This is a genomic window from Rhizobium sp. BK181, from assembly GCF_014193305.1.
GTDB lineage: Bacteria > Pseudomonadota > Alphaproteobacteria > Rhizobiales > Rhizobiaceae > Rhizobium.
The window spans coordinates 137,896-158,471 of record NZ_JACHZA010000005.1 but is presented as its reverse complement, the minus strand read 5'-3'; the positions used below and the strand labels follow the sequence as shown (position 1 = coordinate 158,471).

15 protein-coding genes are annotated in these 20,576 nt (G+C 61.4%); 7 read left to right on the top strand and 8 right to left on the bottom strand.

The window, feature by feature from the left end:
* The first annotated feature begins 355 nt into the window (after window positions 1–355).
* The gene (gene gltB / locus FHT77_RS15150) at window positions 356–5,077 is read left to right on the top strand and encodes a glutamate synthase large subunit (RefSeq protein ID WP_183755790.1); all 4,722 of its coding nucleotides are present in this window, start codon (window positions 356–358) and stop codon (window positions 5,075–5,077) included.
* A 256-nt stretch (window positions 5,078–5,333) separates the two neighbouring features.
* Window positions 5,334–6,788: a glutamate synthase subunit beta gene (locus tag FHT77_RS15145; RefSeq protein ID WP_183755789.1), complete on the top strand. Its 1,455-nt coding sequence runs from the start codon at window positions 5,334–5,336 to the stop codon at window positions 6,786–6,788.
* Window positions 6,789–6,901: 113 nt separating this feature from the next.
* Here FHT77_RS15145 and FHT77_RS15140 read toward each other — a convergent pair whose 3' ends face one another.
* Both FHT77_RS15140 and FHT77_RS15135 read right to left on the bottom strand, forming a co-directional pair.
* Window positions 6,902–8,110 carry a DUF459 domain-containing protein gene (locus FHT77_RS15140; protein ID WP_183755788.1) on the bottom strand — a complete coding sequence of 403 codons (1,209 nt, stop codon included), beginning with the start codon at window positions 8,108–8,110 and terminating at the stop codon, window positions 6,902–6,904.
* Between the two features lie 87 nt (window positions 8,111–8,197).
* The gene (locus FHT77_RS15135; RefSeq protein WP_183755787.1) at window positions 8,198–9,421 is read right to left on the bottom strand and encodes a lytic murein transglycosylase; all 1,224 of its coding nucleotides are present in this window, start codon (window positions 9,419–9,421) and stop codon (window positions 8,198–8,200) included.
* A 200-nt stretch (window positions 9,422–9,621) separates the two neighbouring features.
* Here FHT77_RS15135 and galU point away from each other — a divergent pair, with 200 nt between their 5' ends.
* Entirely contained in the window at window positions 9,622–10,509 is an 888-nt protein-coding gene (gene galU, locus FHT77_RS15130; RefSeq protein WP_016557108.1) for a UTP--glucose-1-phosphate uridylyltransferase GalU, read from the top strand.
* Window positions 10,510–10,574: 65 nt separating this feature from the next.
* Here the strand turns inward: galU and FHT77_RS15125 are convergent, their stop codons facing one another.
* Window positions 10,575–12,098, bottom strand: coding sequence for an outer membrane beta-barrel protein (locus FHT77_RS15125; RefSeq protein ID WP_183755786.1), 1,524 nt, complete (start codon window positions 12,096–12,098; stop codon window positions 10,575–10,577).
* A gap of 125 nt (window positions 12,099–12,223) precedes the next feature.
* Between FHT77_RS15125 and FHT77_RS15120 the strand changes: the two genes are divergently transcribed.
* Window positions 12,224–13,219: an SIS domain-containing protein gene (locus FHT77_RS15120; protein WP_183755785.1), complete on the top strand. Its 996-nt coding sequence runs from the start codon at window positions 12,224–12,226 to the stop codon at window positions 13,217–13,219.
* On the opposite strand, the gene FHT77_RS15115 is transcribed toward FHT77_RS15120, so the two are convergent.
* Together FHT77_RS15115 and FHT77_RS15110 are read right to left on the bottom strand one after the other, a co-directional pair.
* Window positions 13,220–13,675, bottom strand: a complete 456-nt coding sequence (locus FHT77_RS15115) for an NfeD family protein (RefSeq protein ID WP_183755784.1) — start codon at window positions 13,673–13,675, stop codon at window positions 13,220–13,222.
* A 3-nt stretch (window positions 13,676–13,678) separates the two neighbouring features.
* Window positions 13,679–14,683, bottom strand: a complete 1,005-nt coding sequence (locus tag FHT77_RS15110) for an SPFH domain-containing protein (protein WP_183755783.1) — start codon at window positions 14,681–14,683, stop codon at window positions 13,679–13,681.
* 203 nt (window positions 14,684–14,886) lie between these two features.
* On the opposite strand from FHT77_RS15110, the gene queC reads away from it, so the two are divergent.
* From queC to queE, 3 genes are read left to right on the top strand one after another with little or no spacing between them, the layout of a single operon-like run.
* The gene (gene queC / locus FHT77_RS15105) at window positions 14,887–15,597 is read left to right on the top strand and encodes a 7-cyano-7-deazaguanine synthase QueC (RefSeq protein ID WP_183755782.1); all 711 of its coding nucleotides are present in this window, start codon (window positions 14,887–14,889) and stop codon (window positions 15,595–15,597) included.
* A complete protein-coding gene (gene queD / locus FHT77_RS15100; RefSeq protein WP_088693321.1) occupies window positions 15,597–15,953 on the top strand; it encodes a 6-carboxytetrahydropterin synthase QueD in 357 nt (118 codons plus the stop codon). The genes queC and queD overlap by 1 nt, the downstream gene beginning before the upstream one ends.
* Window positions 15,950–16,687: a 7-carboxy-7-deazaguanine synthase QueE gene (gene queE / locus FHT77_RS15095; RefSeq protein WP_183755781.1), complete on the top strand. Its 738-nt coding sequence runs from the start codon at window positions 15,950–15,952 to the stop codon at window positions 16,685–16,687. The genes queD and queE overlap by 4 nt, the downstream gene beginning before the upstream one ends.
* On the opposite strand, the gene hemH is transcribed toward queE, so the two are convergent.
* The 3 genes from hemH to omp10 all read right to left on the bottom strand — a co-directional run bounded on the left by hemH (window position 16,688) and on the right by omp10 (window position 20,485).
* Window positions 16,688–17,725 carry a ferrochelatase gene (gene hemH / locus FHT77_RS15090; protein ID WP_183755780.1) on the bottom strand — a complete coding sequence of 346 codons (1,038 nt, stop codon included), beginning with the start codon at window positions 17,723–17,725 and terminating at the stop codon, window positions 16,688–16,690.
* A gap of 121 nt (window positions 17,726–17,846) precedes the next feature.
* Entirely contained in the window at window positions 17,847–19,715 is a 1,869-nt protein-coding gene (locus FHT77_RS15085) for a 5'-nucleotidase C-terminal domain-containing protein (protein ID WP_183755779.1), read from the bottom strand.
* A gap of 401 nt (window positions 19,716–20,116) precedes the next feature.
* On the bottom strand, window positions 20,117–20,485 hold the full coding sequence (gene omp10, locus FHT77_RS15080; protein ID WP_183755778.1) for an outer membrane lipoprotein Omp10: 369 nt from the start codon (window positions 20,483–20,485) through the stop codon (window positions 20,117–20,119).
* Between the last annotated feature and the right edge of the window lie 91 nt (window positions 20,486–20,576).

Genomic DNA, 20,576 nt, shown 5'->3' with positions numbered 1-20,576 from the left:
CGAGGCGCCGATTTTTTGATTTTACCGTCTTGCATGGACCATATGTTTCTGGCATAGATCGAGTGAATTAGGACAGGGTTGCTGTCCTATTTGGCCGCGATGGCCGAGGAGATGCCAAAAAACCTTACACTTGTAGGGTTTCACGCTATAGTTCTCCAAAATACGGGCGAATGCCCGTGTGCGGAGGCGGAATGGCAGGCGCAGGAGCGCAACGGCTGCTTTCCCTGGAGAGCCTGCCGCCGGCGACCGGATCTTCGATTAATGCAACAGCGCTGTCACGCGCCGAACCTAGGATCAGGGACGGTGCGGGGCAAAGAGCCGCCGCAGCCCCCGCGGGCTCTGACAGGAGGGAAAGATGACGAAGACGCCATCCACGGGTTTTGACCAGTTCGCAGCAGCAACGACGCGCGCGACGGCCAATGCGCGTAAATTCGCCTCCGGTTTGCCGCGAAAACAGGGCCTCTACGATCCGCGCAACGAGCACGATGCCTGCGGCGTCGGCTTTGTCGCCCACATGAAGGGTCAGAAGTCGCACCAGATCGTCAAGGACGGTCTCTTCATTCTCGAGAACCTGACGCACCGTGGTGCTGTCGGCGCCGATCCGCTGATGGGCGATGGCGCCGGTATTCTCGTCCAGATCCCAGACCGCTTCTTCCGCGAGGAAATGGCCAAGCAGGGCATTACCCTTCCAAAGGCGGGTGAGTATGGCGTCGGTCATATCTTCATGCCGCGCGACGAAAAGCAGATCGCGCATTTCAAGAAGGTGATGCAGGACGTCATCTCCGAAGAGGGCCAGGTTCTCATCGGCTTCCGCGACGTGCCCGTCGACAACACGTCGCTGTCGAAGGCGCCCGATATCGCCGCTACCGAACCGCATCACTGTCAGATATTCATCGGCGCCGGCGACGATGCCGCGACCACCGATGAATTCGAACGCCGCCTGTTTACGCTGCGCAAGGTGATTTCCAACCGCATCTACGACGAATTCGACGGTGAGGAGAGCCACTTCTACCCGGTGTCGCTGTCGTCAGCGACGATTGTCTACAAGGGCATGTTCCTGGCCTACCAGGTCGGCGCTTACTACAAGGACCTGTCGGACCCGCGGTTCGAGAGCGCGGTCGCCCTCGTGCATCAGCGCTTCTCGACCAACACCTTCCCGTCTTGGAAGTTGGCGCATCCTTATCGCATGGTCGCCCACAACGGCGAAATCAACACGCTGCGCTCCAACGTCAACTGGATGGCGGCGCGCCAGGCATCGGTTTCCTCGCCGCTCTTCGGCGACGACATCTCCAAGCTTTGGCCGATCTCCTATGAAGGCCAATCGGACACGGCCTGCTTCGACAACGCGCTCGAGTTCCTCGTGCGCGGCGGCTATTCCATGGCGCATGCCGTGATGATGTTGATCCCGGAAGCCTGGGCCGGCAACCAGTCGATGTCGAAGGAGCGCAAGGCGTTCTACGAATATCACGCTGCCCTGATGGAGCCGTGGGACGGCCCGGCGGCTGTCGCATTCACCGACGGCAAGCAGATCGGCGCGACGCTTGACCGCAACGGCTTGCGTCCGGCCCGCTATCTCGTCACATCTGATGATCGCGTCATCCTCGCGTCGGAAGCCGGCACGCTGCCGGTGGCCGAAGAGGACATCGTCAAGAAGTGGCGCCTGCAGCCGGGCAAGATGCTGCTGATCGACATGGAAAAGGGCAAGATCATCTCCGACGAGGAGTTGAAGACCGAGCTTGCGACCAAGCATCCGTATGGACAGTGGCTCGATCGCACGCAGTTGATCCTGGAAGAGCTGAAGCCGGTGGAGCCGCGCGCGCTGCGCCGCGACGTGTCGCTGCTCAACCGCCAGCAGGCTTTCGGCTACACCACCGAAGACACCAAGATCCTGATGTCGCCGATGGCGACGACAGGACAGGAAGCTGTCGGCTCGATGGGCACGGATACGCCGATCTCGGCGATGTCCGAAAAGTCGAAGCTGCTCTACACCTACTTCAAGCAGAACTTCGCGCAGGTCACCAACCCGCCGATCGACCCGATTCGCGAAGAGCTCGTCATGAGCCTCGTTTCGTTCATCGGTCCGCGTCCGAACATTCTCGACCACACCGGCATGGCGAACGCCAAGCGCCTGGAAGTGCGTCAACCGATCCTGACCAACGGCGATCTCGAAAAGATCCGCTCGATCGGTCACACGGAAGACCGCTTCGACACCAAGACGCTCGACTTCACCTACGACGTCGAGCGTGGCGCCGAAGGCATGCCGGAGATGCTCGATCGCCTCTGCGAGCGCGCGGAAGCGGCGGTCAAGGGCGGCTACAACATCATCGTTCTCTCCGACCGCCAGATCGGGCCTGATCGTATCGCGATCCCGGCGCTGCTCGCGACCGCAGCCGTCCACCATCACCTGATCCGCAAGGGCCTGCGCACCTCGGTCGGGCTCGTCGTCGAGACCGGCGAGCCGCGCGAAGTGCATCACTTCTGCCTGCTCGCGGGCTATGGCGCCGAAGCGATCAACCCTTACCTTGCCTTCGACACGCTGCTCGATATGCATGCAAAGGGCGAGTTCCCGAAGGAAGTGGACGCGTCTGAAGTCGTCTATCGCTACATCAAGGCGGTCGGTAAGGGCATCCTCAAGGTCATGTCGAAGATGGGCATCTCGACCTATCAATCCTATTGCGGCGGCCAGATCTTCGATGCGATCGGCCTGCAGCAGGAACTGGTCGACAAGTATTTCTTCGGCACTGCGACGATGATCGAAGGCGTCGATCTCAAGGCGATCGCCGAAGAGACCGTTGCCCGTCACAACTCTGCCTTCGGCAAGGACCCGCTGCTGGCGACCACGCTCGATATCGGTGGTGAGTATGCCTACCGCATGCGCGGCGAAAGCCATGCCTGGACGCCGGATGCGGTGGCCACGCTGCAGCACGCCGTTCGCGGCAATGCTGAGGACCGCTACCGCGAGTTCGCCGAGATGGTGAACACCTCGGCGCTGCGCATGAACACGATCCGTGGCCTCTTCAACATCAAGAGCGCCGATCAGCTGGGCCGCAAGCCGGTTTCGGTCGACGACGTGGAGCCTGCCGCCGAGATCGTCAAGCGCTTCTCGACCGGCGCCATGTCCTTCGGCTCGATCAGCCGCGAGGCGCATACGACCCTGGCGATCGCGATGAACAAGATCGGCGGCAAGTCCAACACCGGCGAGGGCGGCGAAGAAAGCGACCGCTACATGCCGCTGCCAGACGGTTCGTCCAACCCGGAACGCTCGGCGATCAAGCAGATCGCATCGGGACGCTTCGGTGTGACGACCGAGTATCTCGTCAACGCCGATATGCTGCAGATCAAGGTCGCGCAGGGCGCCAAGCCCGGCGAAGGCGGCCAACTGCCCGGCCACAAGGTCGATGCAACGGTTGCCAAGACCCGTCACTCGACGCCGGGTGTCGGCCTGATCTCGCCGCCGCCGCACCACGACATCTACTCGATCGAAGATCTGGCGCAGCTGATCTACGACCTGAAGAACGTCAACCCGACGTCCGACGTGTCGGTCAAGCTCGTCTCGGAAGTCGGCGTCGGTACGGTTGCCGCCGGCGTTGCCAAGGCGCGCGCCGACCACATCACGGTCTCCGGTTTCGACGGCGGCACCGGCGCATCGCCGCTGACCTCGCTGAAGCACGCGGGTTCTCCGTGGGAAATCGGCCTTGCCGAGACGCAGCAGACGCTGGTGCTTAATGGCCTGCGTTCGCGCATCGCGCTACAGGTCGATGGTGGCCTGAAGACCGGCCGCGACGTCATCATCGGTGCGCTTCTCGGTGCCGACGAGTTCGGCTTCGCGACCGCGCCACTGATCGCCGCCGGCTGCATCATGATGCGCAAGTGCCACCTGAACACCTGTCCTGTCGGCGTTGCCACGCAGGATCCGGTTCTGCGCAAGCGCTTCAAGGGCACGCCGGAGCACGTCGTCAACTACTTCTTCTTCGTCGCCAACGAAGTGCGCGAGATCCTCGCCTCGCTCGGCTTCACCAGGCTCGATGACATCATCGGTGCTTCGGAGCTGCTCGAGAAGGACGAGATGCTGGCGCACTGGAAGTCCAAGGGTCTCGACTTCAGCCGCATCTTCCACAAGGTCGAAGCGCCGAAGGAAGCCACCTACTGGACGACGCGCCAGAAGCACCCGATCGACGACATTCTCGATCGCAAGCTGATCGCGGAAGCCGAGCCGGCACTTGCTTCGAAGACGCCTGTATCCTTCGAGGCCGATATCAAGAACGTCGACCGTTCGGCGGGCGCGATGCTGTCGGGTGAAGTTGCCAAGCGCTATAACCACCGTGGCCTCAAGGACGATACGATCAACGTGACGCTCAAAGGCACGGCCGGCCAGTCGTTCGGCGCCTTCCTGGCACGCGGCATCACCTTCAACCTGATCGGTGATGGCAACGACTATGTCGGCAAGGGCCTTTCGGGCGGCAAGATCATCGTGCGTCCTCCGGAGAATTCGAAGATCGTGGCCGAAGAGTCGATCATCGTCGGCAACACCGTTCTCTACGGTGCGACCGAGGGTGAGTGCTACTTCCGCGGTGTCGCGGGCGAGCGCTTCGCGGTCCGCAACTCGGGTGCGATCGCCATCGTCGAAGGCGTGGGCGACCACGGCTGCGAATACATGACGGGCGGTGTCGTTGTCGTTCTCGGCCAAACGGGTCGTAACTTCGCGGCCGGCATGTCCGGTGGCGTTGCCTACGTGCTCGATGAGGCCGGCGATTTCGCCAAGCGCTGCAACATGGCGATGGTCGAGCTCGAGCCGGTGCCGGAGGAAGACGACATGCTCGAGAAGCTGCATCATCACGGCGGCGACCTCATGCACAAGGGACGCGTCGACGTCTCCGGTGACATGACGCGCCACGACGAGGAGCGGCTCTACCAGCTGATCTCCAACCATCTGCACTACACGGGCTCCACCCGCGCCATGCAGATCCTGGACAACTGGGCCGACTACCGTCCGAAGTTCCGCAAGGTCATGCCGGTCGAGTACCGCCGTGCCCTGGAAGAGATGGAACGCGCCCGCATGGGAATTGCGGCGGAGTAATGCTCTTGAATCGCTAGGTCTACAGCTGCTCAGACGAGGGGCACAGAGATACCGGAAAGGACGCTGATGAAAAATCGATGGTCACTATTCCACCTCTTTATATCTCTGTGCCTCGCCGTCGCAGTTTTCGCCGGGACTTCATACCTCAGCGGTGACCTGAAAACGGAATTTATAGCCCTGGGTGCGGTCATGGGACTCGCCTACTGGTACTGGGGACCTCTGGGTCTTGGGCTTTGAGATGATGAGGGACGAAAATATGGGTAAGGTCACAGGGTTTCTGGAAATCGACCGGCAGGTGGCGAAGTATCAGCCTGCGTCGGATCGCATTCGGCATTTCCGCGAATTCACGATCCCGATGTCGGACCAGGAAGTACAGAAACAGGCCGCGCGCTGCATGGACTGTGGCATCCCGTATTGCCACGGTCCGACCGGTTGTCCGGTGCATAACCAGATTCCTGATTGGAACGATCTCGTCTACAACAACAACTGGGAAGCGGCGATCCAGAACCTGCATTCCACGAACAACTTCCCGGAGTTCACCGGCCGCGTCTGCCCGGCGCCCTGCGAGGAAGCCTGCACCCTGAACCTCGAAGACACGCCGGTTGCGATCAAGACCGTCGAACAGGCGATCGCTGACAAGGCCTACGAGCTCGGCTTCATCCGGCCGCAGCCGGCCACGATTCACACCGGCAAGAAGGTTGCGATCATTGGTTCCGGCCCTGCCGGCATGGCGGCTGCACAGCAGCTCGGTCGTGCAGGTCACGAGGTTCACCTCTACGAGCGCGAATCGAAGCCCGGCGGCCTGCTGCGCTACGGTATCCCCGACTTCAAGATGGAGAAGAACTTCATCGATCGCCGTGTCGAGCAGATGAAGGGCGAGGGCGTCACCTTCCACTGTGGCGTCAATGTCGGCGTCGACGTGAAGGTCGAGCAGCTGCTCGCCGACTACGACGCGGTGCTCTATTGCGGTGGTTCGGAAACGCCGCGCGAAGCGGGCATTCCCGGCATCGAGTTTTCCGGTGTCCACGATGCGATGCCGTACCTCGTACAGCAGAACAAGCGCGTCGGCCGCGAAAACATCGACAGCGTCGGCTGGGCGTCCGATCCGATCCTGGCAGGCGCCAAGCATGTCGTCGTCGTCGGCGGCGGCGATACCGCGTCGGACTGCGTCGGCACGGCGTTCCGTCAGGGCGCAGTGAAGGTCACGCAGCTCGACATCCGCCCGCAGCCGCCGGAGAAGGAAGACAAGCTCGCTGTCTGGCCGTTCTGGGCGACCAAGATGCGCACCTCGTCCTCGCAGGCCGAAGGCGCGATCCGGGAGTTCCAGGTCGCGACGCTCGAGTTCGTCGGCGAAGACGGCGTCCTGACCGGCGTCAAGTGCTGCGAAGTTGATGAGCGCCGCAAGCCGATCGCCGGCACGGAGTTCATCATCAAGGCCGATCTCGCCTTCATCGCGATCGGTTTCAGCGGCCCATTCAAGGACAGCGTGCTGAAGGAGCTCGACGGCAAGCTCACGCTCAACACCGACCGCCGCGGCTCGACCAACGTCGTTGCCAACGATAAGGACTACAAGACCTCGGTTGACAAGTTCTGGACGGCGGGCGACGTGCGCCGCGGCCAGTCGCTGGTGGTCTGGGCGATCCGCGAGGGCCGCCAGGCCGCGCGCTCCATCGACGAAGCGCTGATGGGTTCGACGGTTCTGCCGCGGTAAGCTACATAGTTGATGGTTGGATTTAGGGCCGCTTTGAGCGGCCCTTTTTCGTCGCATCCGGACCGGATTCAGCCGGCGCTTCCGCTGCAGTTGAGCTGCGTCAGGCGTCCGGACTATTTGATGGTGACCTGAGCCGTGGGCTTCATTGGTGCCATGCGGTAGTCATCAACGCGGCCCGCGGGGGGAGCCGCCATCTCGCCGTCCTGAACCAGTAGATCGCGTGGTGACTTGGTGGCGCTGACCGGGAAGGCTCTGCCGCCAAGAAGTTCCGCGCCGCCGTCCAGGTTGGGGTCGGAGAGGCTGATCGGTTCGGTGCGGCCGGGCATTGCCACGGCGTCGATCGCCGGTGCGTTGCCTGTGTCAAGGCGAACGAGGTCCGGGCTTGCCTGCACCCCGAGAATGCGGCGCACAGGCTTCTCGACATAGAAGGCAAGCTTGCGCCGGCCGGCCTCGGTGAGGTTGATACCGTCCGAAGTGCGCAGTCGCACCTGCTGGCCATTGATGTCGGACCCGGTGACGATAAACTCGCCGCCTTCGCTGACGAAACCGTCCCAGATATCGACAAACTCGCCGCCGACCCCCTCCATCTGCTTGCGGAACAGCTGGTTCAGCTGCACGGCATCGGCGGTCATCGCCGGCGAATCGAAGGCCGGCAGGCCGACCCAGAGCAACGGGATCTTGCGGCTGGTGACCTGCTGGCCGAAGGCTACGACGCGCCGCTGATATTCGGCATACCAACCATCGGTCCTGAACTTCTCCTTGCCGATATCCGTCACCATCTGCTGACGGTCATTCGCGCCGAGCATGACGATGACCATGGCGGGCTTTGCCTCGTCCATGAGCTTTGTCAGCTGTTGCGGCCAGTCATAGTAGTCGTCTCGGACCAGACCGGAGGCGACGTTGCTGTGTGTCTCGACGACGACGCCGGGCGAATCCTTGAAAGCGGCGTCCATGCCGACGCCGAGACCGCCAGCAAGAAAATCGCCGACGACGAGAATCTTCTGGGCATTGGCAAGCTTCTCGACGACCTTTTCCTCAACGACGGCGGGAGCGGCGGGACGGGGAGCTGCAGCCGCTTTCGGCGCTGCGGCCTTCTTCCTCGGCGCAGGCTGTCGCTGTGGCGCGTTCTGAGACGGCGCCTGCTGCGGCGGATACTCCTGGATGTAGCGGCGACCGAGGAAGAAATCGAGAATCGAGCGGCGATAGTAATAGCGCTCCTGGGCGTCGGCGACCTGCACCGGGAGAGCGCTGAAGAAAACCACCAGCGTCGCGGTGCCGATCGCACCCCAGCGGAGCGTTACCCGGTTTGCTCGTTTACGCATAATCAGCAGCCTCGCATCTGCCGGTATTCTGGCATGGAGCGGGAACTCGCGTCCACACCCCAAAATGCATGTTGCTGATTATTCCGTCTACTTGCGAAGCGCGTTGAGCAGCGGCAGCGATGGCTCGCCATCCTGCTGCATTCCCATGCGTGCCTGGACCGCCGCGATTGCGGCCTTGGATCCGCTGCCGAAGTTCCCGTCGACCTCGCCGTCGTAATAGCCGAGCGTCTTCAGGCGCGTCTGCAATTCGAACTTTTGCTTCATATCAAGCGTACCGTCCGGTCGCGGCCAGGGCTGTTTCATGCCACCGTAGCCGGCTATCTCATCAGCCAGCAGTCCAACCGCGATGGCGTAGCTGTCCGAGGCGTTATAGTTCTTGATGGTGAAGAAGTTGGCTGTCATCAGGAAGCCTGGGCCGTTTGGTCCGGCAGGCATTTTTAGCACGGCGTTGCTGCCGCCGTCACGGAAGCTCTTGCCGTTCGGGCGGGTCAGGCCAAGGGAGGCCCACTGTGCCAGCGTATGGGTCTTCCCAGCCTGCTTGCGTGCAGCGGGGGGTACTACGACCTCATATCCCCAGGTCTTGCCCGCGTCCCAGCCGTTCTTCCTCAGCAGGTTGGCAGATGTCGCCAGGGCATCCGGCACGGAGTTCCAGATATCGCGGTGACCGTTACCGTCGGCATCGACCGCGTATAGCAGGTAGCTCGTCGGAATGAACTGGGTGTGGCCCATCGCACCCGCCCAGGAACCGGTCATGCCATCCGGCGAGATATCGCCGTTCTGCAGAATCTTCAGCGCTGCAATCAGCTGCTTCTTGGCGAATTTCGCCCGCCGTTCGTCGGCGTAGGCGAGCGTCGCGAGCGCCCGCGGCACGTAGTGCAGGCGGTCATCCTTGTCGAGAACCGCACCATAGTTGGACTCCATCGACCAAATTGCGAGGAGAATCGTCTTGTCGACGCCGAACTGGCGCTGAACTGAATTCAGTGTCGAGGCGTATTTGACCGCCATCTGACGACCGATCTGAACCGTGTACGGATTTACACGGGAATCAACATAGTCCCAGATTTTCGTCGTGAATTCAGGCTGATAGGCCGCCTTTTCAAGGACCGTCGGGTCCGGATCGCTGACGCCTGCGAAGGCTTTGCGATAGGTTGCCTTGCTGATGCCATTTTGAGCGGCTGTTTGATAGAAGTCCGCGATCCACTTCTGGAACCGCTGATCGGCTTTCGCGTTGAGCGGAGCCAGACCGGCGGACGCGGTCACGATGAGTGCTAGAGCAAGACCACGAAGGGAGTTTCTGTGATTTTGAGTCATCGGCGGTCATCCGTCCTTTCGTTTCAGGCACAGCAGAGCGCGAGGTTCCGCTCAGGCCTGAGACTACCTGAACGAAGTCAACAAATTCTTTACCATGACCTAGGAACGCAGTCACCATTTGCAAAACCGTAGCAAATCTCATCTAGTCCAATCAAAATTGCCTTTTATTTCAAGCGATGAAATCATCGCAGGAGGATTGTGTGGCAGAGCATAAAAAAGTTCGCAAAGCTGTATTTCCGGTTGCGGGTCTCGGGACTCGCTTTCTCCCGGCCACGAAAGCCGTGCCGAAGGAAATGCTGACTGTCGTCGACAAACCGATCATTCAGTATGTGGTCGACGAAGCACTGGAAGCGGGCATCGAGCATTTCGTTTTCGTCACCGGCCGTAACAAGCACATCATCGAAGATTACTTCGATATCCACTTCGAGCTCGAGCAGACCCTGCGCGAGCGCAGCAAGCAGGCGGAAATGACGCTGCTTGCCGGCCAGCTTCCCAAGGCTGGTACGGTCAGCTTCACCCGCCAGCAGGAGCCGCTTGGTCTCGGCCACGCCGTCTGGTGCGCCCGCGAGATCGTCGGCAACGAGCCGTTCGCGCTGCTATTGCCCGACATGATCATGAAGAGCGAAGGCAAGGGCTGCATGAAGGGCATGATCGATCTTTATGCCCAGAGCGGCGGCAACATCATCGCCGTCGAGGAGTGCGCCCCCGATCAGGCTCACAAGTACGGTATCGTCGGTGTCGGCGACGCGGTCGGCGAGGGCTTCCGCATCACCAGCATGGTCGAGAAGCCGGCCAAGGGCACCGCTCCGTCGAACTACTTCATCAACGGTCGCTACATCCTGCAGCCTGAGGTGTTCAAGATCCTGGAAACCCAGGAACGCGGCGCCGGCAACGAAATCCAGCTGACCGATGGCATGTTGAAGCTCCTCAAGGATCAGACCTTCGCGGGCTATCACTTCCGCGGCACGACTTACGACTGCGGCGCCAAGGACGGCTTCATCCTGGCGAACGTGGCCTTCGCGCTGGAACGCGCGGATATTCGCCCGACGGTCGAAAGCGGCTTCAAGGAACTGCTGAAGGGCCTCTGAAGCAGGCCGCCGACTGAACGAACTGGATCCGCCTCCAAGCCTCCCACTTGGAGGCGGATTTCGTTTCAGCGCTTGAGTTTGAGGCCGACGCCGGCCCGCCACTGCTCGGAGTCGCTGCTCGTCTTGCGTGACGTCAGCTCGTAGCCGATGGTGCTGGTCAGATCGAGATATCGGTTGATGTTCCAGGTCAGGCCGGCACTCGTGGTGTAGACAGTTTCATCACTGGTCGGGCTGTCCGAAGGATAGTCGCGATAGGTAATGCCGCCAAGCACGGTGCCCGTCAGATTGTCTCGCAACTGATGCGTGACGCCCGTCGTCAAGGCATGGGATATGTAGCCGGATTCTCCGGCGGTCGTCGACGGGTTGATGCTGGTCAGCAGGCCGATGTTAACGTCGGTACCCCTCAGCGGCGACCACAGCAGTTGTGCGTCCACAACGGCTGTGTCGATGTCCGAGAGGCGGTCGTCGTCGAAGGTCGCAGTCTCATAGCCGATTCCAACCTCGCCGCGAAGTTTTTCGCCCATGTCGAGTTCGACACCGACCTTGGCGCCATAGCTGTCCCCCGAACGGCGGAAGCCGGCGGAGTCAACACTCTGGTCATAGACCGTCTTGCCGACATTGGCCTCGACAAACGGGATCAAGGCCGGGGACAGCTCATAGCCGATGCGGCCGCGGATCGTGCCGTTGGTCTCGTTGCGATCGCTGAGGGAAACCGTGGTGCCGTCCGCCAAGGTGGCGTCGGAGTAAATCGTGCGGACCAGATCGATGCCGGTGCTGCCACGCAGAATGCCGAAGTCGCGCTCGATCGAGGCGCCGGTGCTGAATTCCTGGACATCGGATTGCTTGTCGGCGTTCTGCAGGGCATTCGGATCATCTGTGTCTTCGCGGTAGAAATGGTAGCCACCGATTATGTGGGCTGTCGTGTCCTGCGGAAGGTCGAGGCGCAGATCACCGTTGATCCTGAAATCCGGCTGCTCCTCGCCTTCGCCGCTGACGTTCTTTTGCCAAGCGCCGTCGGTGGTCACCAAAAGCTGATGCAACGCCCAGTCCGAAGTCAGCGTCGCGTGCATGTCTGTTTCGAGAAACGCACGCGTCTGCTTGGTGCCGGCGTCTTTCTGGGTCTCGGTGTTGATGCTCTGGGTAACGGTCGGACGCAGCACGAAGGTGCCGATGTGGATGCCGGGCGTTTCCTCGGTTGCCGGGTTGGGTTCCGGTTTGCGGCTTGGCAGCCGCTCGTCGAGCGGCGCCTCGCGCGTGTTCAGGCGTATCATGTCCTCGTCGAGAATTGCGCCGGTGGTTTCATCGCTCGGCTTCTGATCGCCAGCTGCAATGGGGGCGGCGTTTGCTCCTGACGTCGGACTTTCGGCTACCGCCGGGATGGCGGTCGGTCCTTCAGGGATATCGCTTTCATCTTCCGCCGCCTTGGTAACCGGTGCATTGGACGAGCGTATCGCGCTGTTGGAGACCGGCGTCGACTGGGCAAATGCGGGTTGAGACGCGGAGACGGCGCCAACAGTCAGAGCTATGGATACGGCAAAGCCCGCCGCGCGGAGCGGCGTGTGACTGCTCGTATCCTTCCAATGGCCCATGTCTATCCTGGCATGCTTCGAAGCGTTACCCGAACGTAAAGGCTTGTGGTTAACCATTCGTTGCGCCGGTATGCCCTGCGGATCAGCCAATGGACTCAGCCGGTGAAAACCGCTAACGCAGTGCCATGACCAAAAGAGCGATAAATGTCATTGAAAACGGTGTCCTGGAGTCCGCCAGACGGACGATCGATACCGAGAGGCGGGCGCTTGAAGCATTGGAGCGCGCATTTGACGATGCTCTTGCGGACTCCTTCATGCGCGCAGTCGAGACGATCACCGGGATCGCCGGTCGTGTCATCGTTACCGGCGTCGGCAAAAGCGGCCATATCGGTGTGAAGATCGCTGCGACGCTGGCGTCAACAGGCACGCCCGCGTTCTTCGTCCACGCTGCAGAGGCCAATCACGGCGATCTCGGCATGATCGGCACGACTGATGTCGTGCTTGCCCTCTCCAAGGGCGGAGAGAGCGCTGAGCTTCGCAGCATCATCGCCTATACGCGCCGGTTTTCGATTCCGCTGATTGCGGTCACTTGCTCTGAGAAATCGTCGCTCGCCGCCGCCTCGGACATCATTCTTTTGATGCCGAACGAAGAGGAAGCCTGTCCGCATGGACTTGCGCCGACGACGTCGACGCTGATGCAGCTTGCCATGGGTGATGCGCTTGCCATTGCATTGCTCGAGGCACGGGGCTTCACGGCGCGCGATTTCCATGTGTTCCATCCGGGCGGAAAACTCGGCGCGAGCCTCAGCCATGTCGCTGATATCATGCACACGGGCGATCGTGTCCCGCTGGTGGCGAGGGGAACGCCGGTGCCGGTGGCGATCTCGACCTTGTCTCGCAAGCATTTCGGCTGCGTAGGCATTCTCGACGAAAACGAGCGCCTTTGCGGCATCATCACGGAAGGCGATCTGGCGCGTAATCTAACGCGCAACCTCTCCGAACTGGTGGTCGACGACATCATGACGCGGACGCCGAAGACAGTGAAGGCGACCGTGCTGGCGACGGCTGCTCTTGCAATGCTGAACCAGCACAGCATCGGTGCGCTGATCGTCGTCGATGATGACAATCGCCCGATCGGGCTCGTGCACTTCCACGATCTGCTGCGGATCGGCGTGGCCTGATCAGGCCGGCTCCACGGTCAGATCGCGGCCGCTGCTCGCCACGACCTTTACCCTGGTGCCGACTGGCAGATCGGGGCCGCTGACGCGCCAGACCGTATCGTCAAGGCGAATGCGTCCGCGCCCCTCGCGAATTGGCTCTGCCAAAGTCGCCGTGCGCCCGACGAGGCTTTCTGCCCGCTGATTGAGGAAAGGCTGGTCGGTCTCGCCATGCTGCAGGGTCAGCTTTCGGCCGATGAAAGTTGTCGCGACGGCAAGCAGCGCAAACAGGATGGCCTGAACCTGCCAGAACCAGAAGCTGTTATCCCAGAACAGCAGCGACAGAATGCCGACGATCAAGGCGGCAAGGCCGATCCAGATGAGGAAGAAGCCCGGCGCGACCAATTCTGCGGCCAACAGGATCAGGCCGGCGATCCACCAACTCCAGGGTCCGAGTTCCGCGACAAGGGCGGCGATCATGGCTCAACGCTCCGTTGGCGGGTTGAAAGGGTTGACGGCCGGAGCAGTACGCGGCGCTGACTGCGGGCGCGGCGCAGGCGGGGTCGGGTTATCGCCGAAGACCTCCTTGGCAATCGCGCCGATACCGCCAAGCGATCCGATAAGGGAAGACGCCTCCATCGGCATCAGCACGACCTTGGAATTGCCGGCGGTGCCGATCGACGCCAGCGCTTCGGTGTATTTCTGAGCTACGAAGTAGTTGATTGCCTGAACGTTGCCCGATGCAATTGCTTCGGACACCATCTTCGTTGCCTTGGCTTCAGCCTCGGCCAGACGCTCTCGCGCCTCGGCGTTGCGGAAGGCTGCTTCGCGCTGGCCCTCGGCCTGCAAAATGGCGGACTGCTTGGCGCCCTCGGCCCGCAGGATCTGGGAGTTGCGGGAACCTTCCGCTTCGAGCACCTGAGCACGTTTCTCGCGTTCGGCCTTCATCTGCCGCGCCATGGCGTCGACGAGGTCGCGCGGCGGCTGGATGTCCTTGATCTCGACGCGCGTCACCTTGATGCCCCACGGCTGCACCGCATCGTCGACGACGCGCAACAGCCGGTCGTTGATTGCGTCACGGTTCGACAGCAACTCGTCGAGATCCATGGAACCCATGACCGTGCGGATGTTGGTCATCGTCAGGTTCAGAATGGCATTCTCGAGGTGCGCGACCTGATAGGCCGCCTCGGCAGCGTTGAGAACCTGGAAGAAGGCGACAGCGTCGGTTGAGATGGAGGCGTTGTCCTTGGTGATGACCTCTTGCGTCGGCACATTGAGAACCTGCTCCATGACGTTCATGCGGGCGCCCACGCGCTCGATGAATGGGGTGATCAGATTGAGGCCCGGCTCGAGGGTTCGGGTGTAACGACCGAAGCGCTCGATCGTGTAGCGGTAGCCCTGCGGTACTGTCTTGATCCCGGCAAACAGCACGAGAATGACAAAGACTACCAGTGCAATGACGACGATATCGAAGCCGCCCAGAACCATAAAACTCCCCCGCGATAGAATCGACTGACGCAACCTTAAACGAGCCGACCTCAAACGCCAGTATCCTTGGGCCGGCAACGGCATTTACTGACGGATTCGATATGGGGAGTCTGCTGGCTATTCACAACGGGGCCGCTTTGGCCTAGAAGACCCGCAGGAAATACCGGTCGCAGCCCACCCGGTCAAAACAAGGGATCCTCATCATGAAGACTATCGTCATCTGCTCCGGCGGATTGGACTCCATTTCGCTTGCCCATAGGGTCGCAGCGGAGCATCAGCTTATCAGCCTGCTTTCGTTCGACTACGGACAGCGCCACCGCAAGGAGCTGGACTTCGCCACGGCCTGCGCCAAGCGGCTCGGCGTGCCGCATCAGATCATCGATATCCGGACCATCGGTCGGCACCTGACGGGATCGGCGTTGACCGACGACGTTGACGTGCCAGACGGGCACTATGCCGAGGAGACGATGAAGACGACCGTGGTGCCGAACCGCAACGCCATCATGCTGGCGATCGCTTTCGGCCTCGCGGCGGCCCAGAAGGCGGATGCCGTTGCTGTCGCGGTGCATGGCGGCGACCATTTCATCTATCCCGATTGTCGCCCAGGCTTCATCGATGCCTTCCAGGAGATGCAGAACCAGGCGCTCGATGGCTATGCCAGCGTTTCGCTGTTCGCTCCCTACGTTAACATATCGAAGGCCGATATCGTCACCGACGGTGCGAAACATGGGACGCCGTTTGCCGAGACGTGGTCCTGCTACAAGGGCGGCACGCGCCATTGCGGACGCTGCGGCACCTGCGTCGAGCGGCGCGAGGCTTTCCACCTGGCCGGCATCGCCGATCCGACGGAATACGAGGATCCGGATTTTTGGGAAGCCGCAACGTCTGGCTATTCGGCCAGGGAGGTGAAGTGATGTTTCGCATCACCAAGGAATTCCACTTCTCCGCTTCTCACCAGCTGACGCATCTGCCTGCCGATCACCAGTGTGCGCGGCTGCATGGGCACAATTACATCGTCGTGGTGGAACTTGCCGCCGCCGAGCTCGACGAGAACGGCTTCGTGCGCGACTATCATGAGCTTTCGCCTTTGAAGCGCTACATCGATGAACGCTTCGACCATCGGCACCTGAACGAGGTGTTTGGCCATGATCGCGTAACCTCGGAGTATCTTGCCAAGCACTTCTACGACTGGTGCAAGGAGCGGCTGCCGGAGACCTCGGCCGTGCGTGTCAGCGAGACGCCGAAGACCTGGGCGGAATACCGGCCATGAGCGGGGTTCGCGAGGCGCAGATCCGCGTCAGCGAGATCTTCGGGCCGACGATCCAGGGAGAGGGCGTGCTGATCGGCCTGCCGACCGTCTTCGTCCGCACCGGTGGCTGCGATTACCGCTGTTCGTGGTGCGACAGCCTCCATGCTGTCGATAGCGAGTATCGCGATCAATGGCTGCCGATGACTGTTGATGGCATATGGGCTGAGGTGATGCGGCTCTCCGGCGGCAAGCCGCTGATGGTCTCGCTTTCGGGTGGCAACCCGGCGATCCAGCCGCTTGGCGGTCTCATCGTGCATGGGCACGCGCAAGGCTACAAGTTCGCGCTGGAGACGCAGGGCAGCGTCGCCAAGGATTGGTTTGCCGACCTCGATGTGCTGGTGCTGAGCCCGAAGCCGCCGTCGAGCGGTATGGCGACGGATTGGGATGCGTTCGAGGACTGTCTTCGCTTGGCTGGCAAAGGACCCGAGATCGCGCTGAAGATCGTCGTTTTCGACGATCGCGACTATGCCTATGCGCGAGAAGCGGCGGCGCGTTATCCAGATCTCTCCGTCTATCTGCAGCCAGGGAACCATACGCCACCGCCGCCGGATGACGACGACGCGCGCGTCGATATCGACGGCATCATGGACAGGATGCTGTGGCTGGTCGACAAGGTGGCCGAGGACCGGTGGTTCGAGGCCCGCGTGCTGCCCCAGCTGCATGTGCTGCTGTGGGGCAACAAGCGCGGCGTCTGATCAGACCCAGCCGAGTAGTTCGCGGCGGACGACCTTTTCCAGCACCCGCATGCCGTCCTCGCTGTCGTTGAGGCAGGGGATGTGCGCGAACTTCTCGCCGCCGTTCTCGTGGAAGGAATGGGCGGCCTGCTCGGCGATTTCTTCCAAGGTTTCCAGGCAGTCGGAAACGAAGCCGGGGTTGAGGACGGCGATCTTCTTGACGCCGTCCTGTGCGAGCTTCTCGACGGTCTTGTCGGTGTAGGGCTGCAGCCACTCTTCCGGCCCGAAGCGGGACTGGAAAGTCACCATGAACTTGTCTTCGGGAAGTCCCAGCCGTTCGCGCAACAGGCGACCGGTCTTCTGGCACTGGCAATAGTAGGGATCGCCAAGCTTGAAGTAGGACATCGGAATGCCGTGGAAGGAAGCGACCACCATGTCCGGCTGCCAGTCGAGCGTCGCCAGGTGGTTCGTCACCGAATTGGCAAGCGCGTCGATGTAGGTCTCGTCGTCATGATAGTCGGGGACGGTGCGCAGCGCCGGCTGCCAGCGCATCTTGAGCAGATGCTGGAAGGCCTTGTCGTTGACGGTCGCCGTCGTTGCGGCGGCATATTGCGGATAGAGCGGGAAGAGCACGATGCGGTCGCAGCCTTCATCCTTCAGCGCCTGGATGCGCGAGGGAATCGAGGGCGTGCCGTAGCGCATCGCCCAATCGACCTTGACGTCAGGCAGGTCCTGCAGGCGCTCGGCCATGAGGTCGGACTGGTTGCGCGTGTAGGTGCGCAGGTAGCTTTCGTTCCTGTCGTTGTTCCAGATTGTCTCATAGGCCTTGCCCACCTTCTGCGGGCGCGTGTTGAGGACGATGCCGAACAGGATCGGGTACCATTTCCAGGGCGACCATTCGATGACGCGCTTGTCGGTCAGGAACTCCCGGAGGTAACGGCGCATCGAGGTGTAGTCGGTGCCATCGGGCGTGCCGAGATTGACGAGCAGGACGCCCACCTTGCCTGATTTCACGGGCGGGTGATCCGCCGGGCGGCGTGCAGTATCAACAGTCGTCATGTGAGCCCCGGTATCTTGTCTGCCCGGCTCATACGCAGCCGGGTCACGATGGTTCACCCTATAGAACAAAAGCCGGCTCGGGAAACCCCCGGACCGGCTCGTCGGATCGAGACAAATCGTCTTACTTCGACGGAATCTGCAGTTCCTTGCCGATCGCCAGATGTCGCGGCGCCGGCTTGCCGTTGGCTTCGGAGATCTTCTGCCAGAGCGCCCCCTCGCCGTAGAACTGCTTGGCGAGATCCCAGAGCGTGTCGCCGGCCGCGATCACGTGATTGGTCGGCGTGTTGGGAGCAAGTGCTGCCGGAGCTTCGGCGGGGGGCGCTGCCGGGGCTGCCGGAGAGGCGGGCGCGGGTTCCGTTGCGGCCGGCGCTTGCGTGCCGGAGGCTGCGACTTCGGTTACACGCCCGTCGGTGTAGGGCTTGTAGGGCGAGTGCGCTGCCAGGTATTCGGCCGTCACGTCGGCAAGGTCGGGTCCGAAGTCGTAGGCGTTCTTGCCTGCCGTCTCGAAGATCGAGTAGCCGTCGCCACCAGCGCGCATGAAGTTGTTGGTGACAACGCCGTAGGTCTTCTGATCGTCGAGCGGTACGAAAGCGTCGCCGTCCTTGACCTCAACCGAAACGAGGCGGCTGCCTGATGGTTTCGTTTTGTCGAAGGTGTATTTCAGGCCCGATACCTGCGGGAAGCGGCCGGCGCCCTCTTCGATCTTGCCGAGGCCGTTTTCCAATGCCTTGCGAATATCGGCGCCCGTCAGCTGGAAGGTCGCCAACGTATTCTGGAACGGCAGAACGGTGATGACTTCGCCCTGAGTGACGTCGCCCGCATCGATCGATGCGCGCAGGCCGCCGCCATTCTGGATGGCGATGGTCATGCCCTGGCTCTTGCCGCGGTCGAGCATGGCATCGGCCACGAGGTTGCCCATCGAGCATTCCTCGACACGGCAGACAGTGCGGTCGCCCTGGATCGGGGCTTCGCTGGAGCCGATGACCTTCTTGCGCAGCTCCTCGATCGGCTTGGCGAGTTCCGCGATCCGGGCGGTGAGCGTCGGATCAGGGGTGAACGAGGAATCGATCAGGATCGGATCGCCCTTGGCGCCCTTGACGACGCCATTGTCATCGAAGGTGACGACCAGATCGCCGAGATACTTGCTGTAGGACGCGGCCTGAACCACCGGCACTTTGTAGCCGCCGGGATTGTCGACCATCGTCGGGTAGGGGCCTTCCGCCTTCGGGTCGGTATTGGACAGCAGGCTGTGCGAATGGCCACCGACGACAACATCGACATCGGGAATCTTGGCGATGGCCGCGAGGTCGCGCGGATAGCCGACATGGGTCAACGCGATGATCTTGTTGACGCCCTGCTTCTTCAGGTCTTCGACGGCTGCCGTGATGGTCTGCACGTCGTCGGCGATCATCACCTTCGGGCCGGGGGAGGAGAGTTCTTCCGTGTCGTTGGTCACGGCGCCGACGATCCCGATCTTCTGGCCGCCGACATCGAGCACCAGCGAGGGCTTGATGCGGTCGCCGAGCTTGGAGCCGTCACCGGCCAGCACGTTGGCTGAAATGACAGGGAATTTCACCTTGTCGAGGAAGGTTGCCAAACCATCCTCGCTGTCGTCGAACTCATGGTTGCCGACGGTCATCACGTCGAACTTCATGTCGTTCAGCACTTCGGCTTCGGCGGCACCCTTGTAGGTCGTGTAGAAAAGCGAACCCTGGAAATTGTCGCCAGCGTTCAGCAGCAGCACGTTCTTGCCGTTGAGGTCGTTTCGGCGCTGGTCGATCGCGGTCTTCAGGCGGGCGGCGCCACCGAAGCATTCCTTCTTGCCTTCCTCCTCGGCAGAGCAGGTGGAATCGAACTTGTTGATCGACTCGATGCGCGAATGGAAATCGTTGATGTGAAGAATATTGAGTTCGTAATCGGCAAAGGCGGCACCGCTCGACAGCGCCAACATCGACGCGGTCAGCAGACCGAATTGAAATGATTTCGTCATCCTGCTCTCCTGATTTTTGGGGCGAAGCCTTTGACCCCTGCGCTCCGCCGTCCCTGCACGATCGATGTTTCCATCAAGCCCTTAGCGGCGGCAAGAGAAAAAGCTGTAACAGAAGCAGCGCATTCCAAGGGCGGTAAACGAAAAACCTCGCGAGAGGCTGCTTTCAACAAATCTTAGAGCTGCTTTCCTTTTTGGAACGACGAAAATCTGCTCAGGCTGCGAAAGCAGTCATCCTGTGAAACCGGCTTGTTGAGAATTTGAGGACGGCCAGCGTGATCTCGCGGCAGCAACGTGACGTCAATCGGTCGCCCGACCCCGTTCTATAAATAACGGCGGTCGCGTCCTCGGGCCTTTTGGCAGACCAGAGCCATTTAGTCCAACGCAAATCGAACTTTACAGCTCTACATGCGGCGCGCGAGCGTGAATTGGGAGCCGGCATCCGACGTGCAGTTGAGCTGGTTCTGGCTCACCAGAGCGCAGTTGACCTTGGACTGCGTCTTGCGCACCAGTGAGGTCATGTTGATCTCGACCAGCGACGGGGAGGTGTTCACATAGGTTCCCGAGGCGAGAAGCTGGTTGCTGTCGGTCGTGCGAGTGGTGAAGGTTCCGGCCTGGAATGTGGAGATGATGCCGTTCGGATCCGACCATGCACCCTCAACGCCTGTTTGAGCCGGGGTTGCTGCGACCGGCACCGGGCGTGGCGACGACGTATTGCAAGCAGTCAGGGCTGCGGCGGCGCCGAGAAGGACAAGGAGGGGTCTGATTTTCATGAGCTTCTCCCGGGGATTCGGAACGAGAACTATCCGTGTGGTTGTGAGACACATGGCGCGGGCCGCCGGGGAAGGCAAGGCTTCACGCTCT